Genomic DNA, 12205 nt, shown 5'->3' on the forward strand with positions numbered 1-12205 from the left:
GCGAAGTGGCTGGGAGGCTCGGGAGTCGGAAAAAGTTCATGCCATGGGCATGAACTGGGATATTCGTCGGACACGAGGCAGTCCGTCAGTCAGCCGTCCGGTAAAACCGACGGTTGGGATAGGTTGAGGATTCGAGCATGATTATCGGCAAGAGGCTGGTATGCCCCGGTCGTTAGCGTAGCGGGGTCGTGGGTTCGATTCAACTGTTTTTGATCGCATGCGGGCGAAGCTGGCGGGCCGAAACTTGTTGTAACGGAGGGGGCGTTTGTTCTAAGTTAGGCGCCAGCCAACAATACTGAAGGGGAGGCGGTTCATGGTGGCGCGGAATGCTTTTTACGCCCAGTCCGGCGGTGTGACCGCCGTTATCAACGCATCGGCCTGCGGAGTGCTGGAAACCGCCAGGCTGTTTCCCGACCGTATCGGCACCGTCTACGCCGGGCGCAACGGCATCGTCGGCGCACTCACCGAGGACCTGATCGATACCGGCCAGGAAAGTGCCGAAGCCATAGCCGCACTGCGCCACACACCCTCCGGGGCTTTCGGTTCCTGCCGCTACAAGCTCAAGGGGCTGGAGGAGAACCGGGCCCAGTACGAAAGGCTGATCGAGGTCTTCCGCGCCCACGACATCGGCTATTTCTTCTACAACGGCGGTGGGGATTCCGCCGATACCTGCCTGAAGGTCTCCCAGCTCTCCGAAAAGCTGGGCTATCCGTTGCAGGCCGTGCATATCCCGAAAACGGTGGACAACGACCTGCCGATCACCGACTGCTGTCCGGGGTTCGGTTCGGTCGCCAAGTACATCGCCGTATCGGTGCGCGAGGCGACTTTCGACGTGCGTTCCATGGCCGCCACTTCCACCTGCATCTTCGTGCTCGAGGTCATGGGTCGCCACGCCGGCTGGATCGCCGCCGCCGGCGGGCTTGCGAGCGACGAGAGGCATGAGCTGCCGCTGGTCATCCTGTTTCCCGAACAGGTGTTCGACCCGGAGCGGTTTCTCCGGGCGGTGGACGAAAAGGTCCGGACGAGGGGCCATTGTTCGATCGTGGTGTCGGAGGGCATCAAGGACGCCGACGGCAGGTTCGTCGCCGAATCCGGCAGCCGGGACGTGTTCGGGCATGCCCAGCTCGGCGGGGTGGCGCCGGTCGTCGCCGGCCTGATCAAGGAGCGCCTGGGCTACAAGTACCACTGGGCCGTCGCCGATTACCTGCAGCGCGCCGCCCGCCACATCGCTTCGCGCACGGATGTCGAACAGGCATACGCCTTAGGGAAGGCCGGCGTCGAAATGGCCCTGAAAGGGCTCAATGCCGTGATGCCGGCCATCGTGCGCACCTCGGATTCGCCTTACCGTTGGGAAATCACCGCCGCCAATCTGGCGGAAGTGGCCAACGTCGAAAAGAAAATGCCCCTCGAATTCATCAGCGCGGACGGCTTCGGCATCACCGAAGAGTGCCGCCGGTACCTGCAGCCGCTGATCGAGGGCGAGGATTACCCTCCCTATGCCGGAGGATTGCCGGACTATGTGACATTGCGGAATGTCGCCGTCCCCAAAAAACTGGCCGCGTCGTTCAGCGTCTGAGTTCCTCCTTAATTCCGTTACACCAACAACAACGTTCGAGGAGTATCGCTATGGCTTGCTCGGTTCTGTCCTGCGCCCGGGAGGGGCTGTGTTGTCTGATGCGTAATCCCCGGACCAAGGTCATCGCCTTGGCCGGGCTTGCGGAATTCATCGCGATCGGCCTGCTGGTCGACTGGGGAACGGCATTTGCTTTTACCGCTGCGCTGTCCGCGCTGCTCTACGGCATCCTTTCCATCGGCTGGATCAATGCCCAGCCCGCCGGCAACGAGCGGATGGTGGACATCGCCACGGCGATCCAGCAGGGCGCCCAGGCTTATCTCAATCGCCAGTACCGCACCATCGCTATCGTCGGCGGGCTGCTGTTCTTCGTCATCGGTGCCTTCCTGGGGTGGTCGATCGCCTTCGGCTTCGTGATCGGCGCCGCCCTTTCCGGTGCCGCGGGCTACATCGGCATGAACATCTCGGTGCGCGCCAATTCCCGGACCGCGCAGGCGGCCATGACCGGCATGGATGAGGCTTTTTCCATGGCGTTCCGCGGCGGCGCCATCACGGGAATGCTGGTGGTGGGTCTGGGGCTGCTCGGGGTCGCCGGCTACTATACCCTCCTCAAATCGGCCGGCGCCGACGATCCGCTCCATGCCCTGGTGGGGCTGGCGTTCGGCGGCTCGCTGATCTCGATCTTCGCCCGGTTGGGCGGCGGCATCTTCACCAAGGGCGCCGACGTGGGCGCCGACCTGGTCGGTAAGGTGGAGGCGGGGATTCCCGAGGACGATCCGCGCAATCCGGCCGTGATCGCCGACAACGTGGGCGATAACGTCGGCGACTGCGCGGGCATGGCGGCCGACCTGTTCGAAACCTATGCGGTGACCATCGTCGCCACCATGCTGCTGGGAGGGCTCCTGACCGGGGGCAGCGAGGCGGCCATCGTGTACCCCCTGGTGCTGGGCGGCATTTCCATCGTCGCCTCGATCATCGGGACCTTCTTCGTCCGGATCACGCCGGGCAAGAAGATCATGAGCGGGCTGTACAAGGGCGTGATCGTGTCGGGCGGCCTGGCGGCCGCGGCGTTCCTGCCGATCACCGGCTTCATGTTCGGCGGCGGCGTCAGTCTCGGCGGTACCGACGTGTCCTGGTTCGGCCTGTTCTTCGCCGCCTTGATCGGGCTGGGCCTGACCGGGCTGATGGTGGTGATCACCGAGTATTACACCGCGACGGAATTCGCTCCTGTGCGCCACATCGCCGAAGCCTCCACCACCGGCCACGGCACCAACATCATCGCCGGCCTCGGGGTGTCGATGAAATCGACGGCGGCGCCGGTGCTGGCGGTGTGCGCCAGCATCTGGGGCGCCTATGAGCTGGCGGGGCTTTACGGCATCGCGGTGGCGGCCACCTCGATGCTGTCGCTGACCGGGATGATCGTCGCGCTGGATGCCTACGGTCCGATCACCGACAACGCCGGCGGCATCGCCGAGATGGCGGAACTGCCGGATTCGGTCCGCGCCATCACCGACCCGCTGGATGCCGTGGGCAACACCACCAAGGCCGTGACCAAGGGCTATGCGATCGGCTCGGCGGGGCTGGCCGCGCTGGTGCTGTTCGCCGACTACACGCATAACCTGGGCGGCAACGTCAATTTCGACCTGTCGAACCACATGGTCATCATCGGCCTGTTCATCGGCGGGATGGTGCCCTACCTGTTCGGCGCGCTGGCCATGGAGGCCGTGGGACGGGCCGCCGGCGGCATCGTCAACGAAGTGCGCCGGCAGTTCCGGGAAATCCCGGGCATCATGGATTACACCGCTAAGCCCGATTATTCCCGCGCTGTCGACATGCTGACCCAGGCGGCGATCAGGGAGATGATCCTGCCCTCATTGTTGCCGGTGGCGATCCCCGTCGTCGTGGGGCTGCTGCTCGGCAAGGAGGCGCTGGGCGGCGTGCTGATCGGCACCATCGTCACCGGCTTGTTCGTCGCCATCTCGATGACGACCGGCGGCGGCGCCTGGGACAACGCCAAGAAGTACATCGAGGACGGCAACTTCGGCGGCAAGGGATCGGAAGCGCACAAGGCGGCGGTCACCGGCGACACCGTCGGCGATCCTTACAAGGATACCGCGGGCCCCGCCGTGAATCCGATGATCAAGATCATCAACATCGTCGCCCTCCTGATCGTGCCCCTGCTCTAAACCCGCCTGTCTCCCCCTCTGGGCCAAATCCGCCGGGAGCGGATTTGGCCGGGCTTGGCCCGCCTGGAAACAGTGGGGCCGGGGGTGAGGGTCTGTTCCAGTTTCCTGTATATTAGAGTTGCTTCCGTTGAAATAAATGGATTTGTTGTGGTATAAAACAATTAACAACAATCGAATGATGTCAGCCAATGATTTTTGAAAAGTTCATGGAAGAAACCAGTGAGCGTACCGTCAGAGCCCTGATCGGAATGAGTAAGGCGCAATTCGCCAAGCTTTGCCCTATCTTTGAGGAGGCTCATGCGGAGATTCAGCAAGAACGCGTTCAGCAAGGCGAAATAAAACGGGTACCCAAAGGTGGCCATGTGGGCTATCTCGATCGGATAGATAAGAAGCTGTTCTTCATTTTGCATTACCTCAAGACCTACTGTACCTTCGATGTCCTGGGCTTTCATTTTGGCTTCAGCTCGGGACACGCGCATCGCCATGTGGCGCAACTTCTGCCCGTGTTACGGCGCAGCCTGGCGAAACTTGATCTGCTGCCCGAGCGGGAGCTGACGACCCCGGGAGAGATGATGAAGCTGATTGAAAAACATGGAGATATCATCATTGACGGGGTGGAATGCAGTTGCGTCAGGCCGCAGGATGACGATCAGCAGAAAGCCCACTATAGCGGTAAAAAAAACGCCATACGGTTAAAACCCTAGTCATTTCGACCCTGGCACGGCAAATTTTGTTCGTTGGAAGTATCGTGGCCGGCAGTGTTCATGATTATGCGCTGATGAAGCGATGGTTCGATCCTGCCTTATCATGGTTTGACGGTGCCGATGTCTGGTTGGATTTGGGGTTCTTGGGGGCCGCTTCCGATTATGGGAATAAAGCCAGAATTCACCTGCCTCATAAGAAACCCAGAGCCTCCAAGAACAATCCTCATCCCGCGTTGGCAGATCAACAAAGGCGCGAGAACAAAAAGCAAGCGCGAACTCGCATCTCCGTCGAACACTCCATTGGAGGAATGAAGACCTTTCATTGCTTGATGCATCGCATTAGAAACCGACTCAGTCTATTCATAGATAGCTTTTTCGGGCTTGGCGCTGGCCTTTGGAATCTAAAAATTTCTTTGTAATCATGCGGTTATCATCGGAAACAACTCTATTCTCCCTCCTTTCGACAAACCCGTCAGCGGTTTCCGGCGGCAAGCCAGGCCGCCTTCCGTGCGGTTTGCGGGATTCAAACCGGATTCGAGGTAACGCGATGACCAACCCTTTGCTGGAAGACTACGAGCTGCCGCCGTTCTCGCGCATCGAAGCGAGCCACGTGTTGCCGGCGGTTCAACAAATCCTGGCCGAAAACCGGGCCGCGGTGGAGGCCTTGCTCCAACGCGGCGGGCCGTTCACCTGGTCCGGCCTGGTGGAGCCCTTGGACGATCTCGACGACCGTCTGAACAAGGCCTGGTCGCCGGTGGGGCATCTGAACGCCGTGATGAACAGCGAGGCGTTGCGGGAGGCCTATAACGCCAGTCTGCCGCTCTTGAGCGAATATGCCACCGAGATGGGCCAGAATGCGGCGCTGTACGCCGCTTTCCGCGAAATCGCCGAAGGCGTGGAATATGCCCGGCTGGACACCGCCCAACGCAAGGTTCTCGACAACGCCCTGCGCGACTTCCGCCTGTCCGGTGTGGCCCTGGAAGGGGAACAGAAGGCGCGTTTCAAGGAAATCGCCCAGGAATTGTCGCGCCTGGGCAGCCGGTTTTCCGACAACGTGCTCGATGCCACCAAGGGCTGGACGCGGCATATCGACGACGAGGCGCTGCTGGGGGGATTGCCGGAAACCGACCTGGCGGTGGCCCGCCAGGCCGCGGAAGCCGAAGGCAAGACCGGCTGGGTGTTCGGCCTCGCCTTTCCGTCCTATATCGCGATCATGACCTATGCCGACGACCGGGCGCTTCGGGAGGAGTTCTACCGAGCCTACGCGACCCGCGCGTCGGAAACCGGGCCGCACGGCGGGCGCTGGGACAACGGCGAAGTGATGGAGAAGATCCTGGCCCTGCGCCACGAAGAGGCCAGGCTCCTGGGATTCGCCAACTACGCCGAGCTGTCCCTGGCCACCAAGATGGCGGAGAGTCCCGAACAGGTGCTGGGTTTCCTGAACGATCTGGCCGGGAAGGCTCTCGCCGTGGCCCGGCGCGACCTGGAGGAGTTGAAGGCATTCGCGCGCGAGAACCACGGCCTCGACGAGCTGCAGGCCTGGGACGTGGCGTACTATTCCGAAAAGCTCCGCGAGCACAAGTACGCGTTTTCGGAGGAGGAGGTAAAGGCCTATTTTCCGGCCGAACGCGCGGTTTCCGGTCTGTTTGCGGTGGTACAGCGGCTGTACGGCCTGGAAATCAAGCGGCGCGAAGGCGTCGACGTCTGGCATCCGGACGTCCGCTATTACGAGATATTCGACCGGGCCGGCGAACTGCGGGGCGGGTTCTATCTCGACCTCTACGCCCGGCCCAGCAAGCGCAGCGGCGCCTGGATGGACGAATGCGTCAGCCGGCGCCGCGTCGGCGGTGCGATTCAGACACCGGTCGCCTACCTGACCTGCAACTTCACCCCGCCCGCGGGCGAGGAGCCGGCGCTGCTGCGTCACGACGACGTGGTGACGCTGCTCCATGAATTTGGCCACGGCCTGCACCATCTGCTCACCAGGGTCGAACATCTCGGCGTGTCGGGAATCCGCGGCGTGGAATGGGATGCGGTGGAGCTGCCGAGTCAGTTCATGGAGAACTTCTGCTGGGAGCGCGAGGCGCTGGCCCTGATCTCCGGCCATCACCGGAGCGGCGAGCCGCTGCCGGACGAACTGCTGGCCAGGATGCTGGCGGCGAAGAACTTCCAGGCCGGTATGCAGACGGTCCGCCAACTGGAGTTCGCCTTGCTGGATTTCCGTATCCATCATGAATACGATCCGGCCCGAGGCGGGCGTGTCTATGAAATCCTCGACGACGTGAGGCGGCAGGTCTCGGTGATGCCGCCTCCGGCTTATAATCGCTTCCCCCACAGTTTCCAGCACATCTTCGGCGGCGGCTATGCGGCCGGTTATTACAGCTACAAGTGGGCGGAAGTCCTGTCGAGCGATGCCTTTTCGTTGTTCGAGGAGCGCGGCATCTTCGATCCGGATACCGGCCATGCCTTCCTGAGTAACGTGCTGGAACAGGGCGGACGTCGCAGCGCGCTGGAGTCCTTCGTCGCCTTCCGCGGCCGCGAGCCGGAAATCGAGGCCTTGCTGCGTCATAGCGGGATGCTCGTGCCCGCCGGCTAGGTCTTTTTGTGTTTCACGATCGCCAAGGAGACGAAAATGGTCGAATACCACAAGTATCAATGTTCCGCCTGCGGTTACATCTACGATGAAACCGAGGGCGATCCGGACGCGGGCCTTGCTCCCGGCACCGTTTTCGAGGACATCCCCGAAGGCTGGGGTTGTCCGGAGTGCGGCGTGGACAAGAGCTTCTTCGAGCTGCTGGATTGAGCAGAAAACCCTATCCGCCGGCCGCACGGCCGGCGGAATTCATGGACATCAGCGGGCGGCATTCGCCGGTGCGGCGTCGAAGACCGAAAAGAGATTATTGACCTGGGCGTCCCGGTCGGCGACCGGCGCCAGTCCGTAGCGTTTTTCCAAAGTCGCCAGAATCGAAGTGGTGTCGTATTGCGTGCCGTCGACCGAAAAGGCATGCGGCAGCAGCGGCGACACGATCAAGGCCGGGATTCGATTGCCCGGTCCCCACTTGTCGTGCGGTCCTTTGTCGTTGCCCTGGCCAGGCGGCTGGACGTGGTCGTACTGGCCGCCGAATTCGTCGTAAGTCACGATGACCATCGTGTCCTTCGCACAGGCGCTGTTTTCGATCGCCGAGAGCAGGACGACCAGATGGTCGCTGCCGATGGGTTCGCTGGAATAGCCCGGATGTTCGTTGCCTTGGCCGAGGGGTTTCACGAAGCTCACCGATTTCAGCTTGCACTTCTTCTTCGAAGTCTGCGCCAGATTGATGAACTCGATTTCATCCCGCAGGTGTTGTTTACGGTGTTTCAGGCCGCTCTTGGTCCGGGTGCTGAAGTTGGCAAAGTAGTTGAACGGCTGGTGGTGGAACTGGAACCAGGTGTCCGGGCAGTTCGGGAAGGTCGAACCCTGGATGGTACGCGGGTCCGCGCAGTTCGGCCCGAGTCCGTTGGTCCAGCCTGGCGCCCCAATGTTGCCGGCGGCGTTGGACCAGCCGCCCGAATACCAGGCCCAGCTCACGCCGGCCGCCGTGAGCCGGTCGCCGACCGTCGGCGCCGTCTGCAGCGGCAGCAGTTTGTAGTCCTTGGTCCCCGGCTGGAAGGGCTGATTCGTGGGCTGGGTGGTGTTCACGGCGTAATCCCCGCACACGACGCCAGGGGGCGTGGGGCCGCGGTCCGGCGGCGGATCGCATGACGCGGTCAACTGAGCATCATTGAGCGCATAGCTCGCCGGCGAGGTATAGAGCGGGTAGTTTGTGGGCATGCCGTTGCCGTCCACCACCGAGTGCAAATCCTTTTTGCTGCCGTCATTCACCGCATTGGGCCATGTCGGCGTGTTTGCCGCGATCAGCCATTGATGGTTCAGGAACGAGCCGCCGAAGGCCGCATGGAAGAAGTTGTCCAGGATCGCGTAGTTGGGATGGCCGTCCTGGTGCAAGTAGCGGTAGATGGGGAGCTGCCTGGTGTCGTAATAGCCCATGGTCAGGCCGACGGCGTCGCTGCCGGTGACGTAGCGGTTCAGCTTGCCGCCGTTCAACTGGTAAATCTGCTGATAGTAGCGGTGTACGATGTCCTCGGTGCAGCCGCCGTTGTAGCTGTCGCCCTGGTCATAGCCGCCGGTGCAGGTCGGAGCCGTAGCCGGAATATAGGTATCGATCGAAAACTCCGCGTTGGTGAATGCGCTGGCGATGTCGTTCTCGGCATCGGTGCAGCTCACCGGCAGCGGCGATGGGGAAGTCAGGCTGGGGTCGTTCTGCAGCAGGCAGCCGTACGGAGAGCCGGCCTGGTTGACCTGCGGAATATAGTTGGCCGGCGTGCGTCCGTTCACGCCTTCCCAGTCGCCGTACAGGTTGTCGAAGCTGTGATTTTCCTGGTAGATGACGACGAACCGTTTGATTTTTCTGATTTCGTTGTCGGAACGGGCGTCGGCCGGAACGGCGGCGGACCCGGCTGCGAGGAAGGCGGCAGCCAGGGACAGCTTATATGCGACTCGCATGAACATCGGCTCCTGTGCGTGTGTGGATGTGTCGGCCGCTAGCGGCGGCTTGCCGGTCGCTTTCGACGCGGCAGCGGACAGACTAATCGCCGCACGTTACGCGCGTGGGAAAGTCCGGAGCCATGACAGGGGAGTTGTAATCGGCCGGTGCTTCCCCTATAACACCCACGATGACGTTGAGGCTTGAGGGCTATATGAAAAAGATTTTTGGATTCGCACTGAGTACCGCGCTCGTCACGGCGCTGCTGTTCTCCGGTATGAACGACGCGTTCGCCAAACGCCTGGGCGGAGGCAAGTCCTTCGGGAGCAGGCCGTCGTACAGCGAGCCGTATCGGCGTTCGACCGACGGAAGTTCCTCCTCGCAAACGCAGCGGCCGGCTTACCAGCCCAGTCAGCCGGCCAGTGCCGCGAGCCAGCACAACCAGGCGGCGCGCGATGCCTTTGCCCGCCGTGGCGGCTTGATGGGCATGCTCGGCGGTCTGGCGCTGGGCGGCCTGCTGGGTGCCATGCTGTTCGGCGGCGCTTTCGAGCATCTGAATTTTCTCGACATCCTGCTGTTCGCGGGGGTCGGCTATTTCCTCTACCGGCTGCTGGCCGCGCGCAGGAGCCAGCCGCAGCCCGCGACAGGTGCCGGCTATTACCCGCATTCGGAAACCGCCGCGGGCGGGAAGCCTGCTTCGGGACGCCCATCGTTCGATACCGATCTGCTGTCCCGTCGCGGAGGAGCGCAGCCGGGGCGGACCCAGCCGGCCGATTTCGACGCTGCCGGTTTTCTGAACGGCGCCAAGGCCGCCTACCGGCAGCTTCAGGTGGCTTGGGACGAGCGCGACCTCGGGACCCTGCGGGCGCTCACGACCGACAAGGTGTTTGCCGAACTGCAGGACCAGTTACGGGCATCCGCCGAGCGTCACAGCACGGAGTTACTGCGGGTCGATGCGGAAATCCTGGAGGTCAGCGACCGCGGCGACGAACGTGAGGTCGCCGTCCTGTTCGACGTCACGCTGCGCGAGGTGCCGGCCGAAGAAGCGGTCGTGGTTCACGAGGTCTGGCATTTCGTGAGATCGCGTTCGAGCCGCCAGCCCACTTGGTTCCTGGACGGCATCCAACAGGTCGAGGCCTGAAAGCCGCCCCAGTCCGCTTCGGCGGGCGCGGGTGGGGGCGGTTCGCCCGGCTCCTCGCCGCCGCAAGCTTGCTCGTGCCGACGCTCTGGCTCGGCCACGGATATCTCGAGGGAAGAAGCCTTTCTCCGGATCTCGGCTTCACCACCATCCAGGGACAAAGGGTGAGTCTGGGGGAGTGGCGCGGGCGTCCCGTCCTGTTGGCTTTCTGGGCCAGCAATTGCCGCAGTTGCCTGGAAGAAATGCCGGAGCTCGCCGCGCTGTTCCGGGATTACGAAGGGCGCGGCCTGCGGATGGCGGCGGTGGCGATGCCTTACGATCTGCCGAATCGCGTATTGTCCCTGGCCGGGAAGGAACGCTGGCCGTTTCCCGTTGCGCTCGATCCGCTGGGCGAACTGGCCGGTGCACTCAGGGTCGAACTGGTGCCGAACTGCTATCTGCTGAACGGCGACGGCGCGGTCGTCGCAACGCGCCTCGGCAAACCCGATTTCCGCGAACTGCGGGAAACGATAGACAAGCTGCTCCGGGAGGGATGAGCGCATGTGGCTGAAAGCTTTTCACCTGATCTTCATGGTGACGTGGTTCGCCGGTCTGTTCTATCTGCCGCGGCTGTTCGTCTATCACACCATGACTTCCGACGCGGTGGGCATCGTCCGGTTCAAGATCATGGAAAGAAAGCTGTTCTGGGGAATCATGACGCCGGCGATGCTCCTGACTCTCCTGTTCGGCATCTGGATGCTGGTCGACTATGCCTGGGCGCTTTACGGCGGCAGCGGGTGGCTGCATGTCAAGCTGACGCTCGTGGCGCTTCTCGTCGGCTACCATTTCCTCTGCTGGCAATGGCTTCGGGATTTCGCCGAGGACCGCAATACCCGCAGCCACTTGTTCTACCGCTGGGTCAATGAAGTCCCGGTGCTGTTTCTTTTCGCCATCGTCCTGCTCGCAAGTTTGAAACCCTTCTGACGAGAAGCATCGAATGCCTACCTACGACTATGCCTGCCAATCCTGCGCCCGGGATTTCACCGTGATGCAGAAAATCAGCGATCCGCCACCCGTCTGTCCGCACTGCGGTTCCGAGTCGGTGACCAAGAAGCTCTCGGCACCCGCCGTCCATGGCGGATCGAGCCATACCTCGCCGCCTGCAGCCGGCCACGGCTGCGGCATGGGCGGCTGCGGCTGCAAGCACTGATTCCGTTCGAGTCCGTCCTCTGGCGGGTCCCGAGGCGGGACGGTGTCGGGGGGATTTCTCTCTCCGGTCCGCATGGCGTCGAAACAACAGCAGATTCACGACCTGTGGGACCGACTCGCTGAATTCGGGCCGACCCGTGTCAATGAGGCGCTCGACCATGCCATGGCCTCATTGTGCGAGATTATCGGCGCGCGGCAGGCGTGCTGGTTCGGTGCAGTGCGGCTGGACTGCCGGGACGATCCGATAGATGGCTGGCGGGCTTGCGCCATTCGCTATCTTCACCCTCACCCCGAGCGGGATGCGGCCTATGCGGAGCATTGCCGCCGTCTCGACCGGGGTGACATCGACCCCAGCATCATCGCCAATCTGCGTCATGCTGGCCGTTTCCGCGTCAGCATCCAGCACGAGATCGTGCCGCCCGGCTGGTACGACAGCGAGTTCTATCGCAATCTGTTCGAGCCTTTCGGCATCCGCGATGTCTGCTACATGGCGACGCCGGTCAACAGCGATATGGAATCCTGGTTCGGCTTCGAGCGCGTCGGTTCGGAAGCACCGCTGTTCGGAGAAGTCGAGCGGGAACTGCTGGAGCGGGCCGGCCGGGCACTGAAATGGTTCCACCGGCAGGTCGCTCTGCATCATGGTCTTACGATCGCTTCCAAGCCCCTCACCCCCGCCGAGCGACGGCTGCTGAACGCACTGCTCTGCGGCGCCTCCGAGGCCGAGATCGCCGAACGGCTCGGCCTCACGCCCACCACAGTGCATACCTATGCCACCCGCATCTACCGAAAATTCGGCGTCAAGGGGCGGACCGGCCTCGCGGCCTTGTGGCTGGGGCGTTGACTCCCGGAACGGCGTTTCGTCACAGTCTCTGTTCAGAGACTATTCACCGCTT

General features: G+C 62.5%; 12 protein-coding genes. 11 read left to right on the plus strand and 1 reads right to left on the minus strand.

The window, feature by feature from the left end; translation table 11 throughout:
* Window positions 1-313: 313 nt before the first annotated feature.
* The 6 genes from ABZN20_RS19655 (at window position 314) to ABZN20_RS19680 (ending at window position 7266) form a co-directional block, all read left to right on the plus strand.
* Window positions 314-1576 carry a 6-phosphofructokinase gene (locus ABZN20_RS19655; protein ID WP_367026353.1) on the plus strand — a complete coding sequence of 421 codons (1263 nt, stop codon included), beginning with the start codon at window positions 314-316 and terminating at the stop codon, window positions 1574-1576.
* Window positions 1577-1674: 98 nt separating this feature from the next.
* The gene (locus ABZN20_RS19660; protein WP_367026354.1) at window positions 1675-3759 is read left to right on the plus strand and encodes a sodium-translocating pyrophosphatase; all 2085 of its coding nucleotides are present in this window, start codon (window positions 1675-1677) and stop codon (window positions 3757-3759) included.
* A gap of 188 nt (window positions 3760-3947) precedes the next feature.
* A complete protein-coding gene (locus ABZN20_RS19665) occupies window positions 3948-4463 on the plus strand; it encodes a helix-turn-helix domain-containing protein (RefSeq protein WP_367025613.1) in 516 nt (171 codons plus the stop codon).
* A 26-nt stretch (window positions 4464-4489) separates the two neighbouring features.
* Window positions 4490-4882 carry a transposase family protein gene (locus tag ABZN20_RS19670; RefSeq protein WP_367025614.1) on the plus strand — a complete coding sequence of 131 codons (393 nt, stop codon included), beginning with the start codon at window positions 4490-4492 and terminating at the stop codon, window positions 4880-4882.
* A gap of 128 nt (window positions 4883-5010) precedes the next feature.
* A complete protein-coding gene (gene prlC / locus ABZN20_RS19675) occupies window positions 5011-7059 on the plus strand; it encodes an oligopeptidase A (protein ID WP_367026355.1) in 2049 nt (682 codons plus the stop codon).
* A gap of 36 nt (window positions 7060-7095) precedes the next feature.
* Window positions 7096-7266 (plus strand): rubredoxin, encoded by a 171-nt coding sequence (locus ABZN20_RS19680; protein WP_218806079.1) that lies wholly within the window; start codon window positions 7096-7098, stop codon window positions 7264-7266.
* 48 nt (window positions 7267-7314) lie between these two features.
* On the opposite strand, the gene ABZN20_RS19685 is transcribed toward ABZN20_RS19680, so the two are convergent.
* Complete coding sequence (locus tag ABZN20_RS19685; protein WP_367026356.1) at window positions 7315-9006, minus strand: alkaline phosphatase family protein; 1692 nt, start codon at window positions 9004-9006, stop codon at window positions 7315-7317.
* A gap of 194 nt (window positions 9007-9200) precedes the next feature.
* Between ABZN20_RS19685 and ABZN20_RS19690 the strand changes: the two genes are divergently transcribed.
* The 5 genes from ABZN20_RS19690 (at window position 9201) to ABZN20_RS19710 (ending at window position 12153) form a co-directional block, all read left to right on the plus strand.
* Window positions 9201-10127 carry a Tim44 domain-containing protein gene (locus ABZN20_RS19690; RefSeq protein ID WP_367026357.1) on the plus strand — a complete coding sequence of 309 codons (927 nt, stop codon included), beginning with the start codon at window positions 9201-9203 and terminating at the stop codon, window positions 10125-10127.
* A gap of 74 nt (window positions 10128-10201) precedes the next feature.
* On the plus strand, window positions 10202-10660 hold the full coding sequence (locus ABZN20_RS19695; RefSeq protein ID WP_367026358.1) for a TlpA disulfide reductase family protein: 459 nt from the start codon (window positions 10202-10204) through the stop codon (window positions 10658-10660).
* Window positions 10661-10664: 4 nt separating this feature from the next.
* Window positions 10665-11087: a protoporphyrinogen oxidase HemJ gene (hemJ, locus tag ABZN20_RS19700; RefSeq protein ID WP_218806082.1), complete on the plus strand. Its 423-nt coding sequence runs from the start codon at window positions 10665-10667 to the stop codon at window positions 11085-11087.
* Window positions 11088-11100: 13 nt separating this feature from the next.
* A complete protein-coding gene (locus ABZN20_RS19705; protein WP_218806083.1) occupies window positions 11101-11313 on the plus strand; it encodes an FmdB family zinc ribbon protein in 213 nt (70 codons plus the stop codon).
* Between the two features lie 72 nt (window positions 11314-11385).
* Entirely contained in the window at window positions 11386-12153 is a 768-nt protein-coding gene (locus tag ABZN20_RS19710; RefSeq protein WP_367026359.1) for a helix-turn-helix transcriptional regulator, read from the plus strand.
* Window positions 12154-12205: the final 52 nt, after the last annotated feature.

It is taken from the genome of Methylococcus sp. ANG (assembly GCF_040730495.1).
Taxonomy (GTDB): Bacteria; Pseudomonadota; Gammaproteobacteria; order Methylococcales; family Methylococcaceae; genus Methylococcus.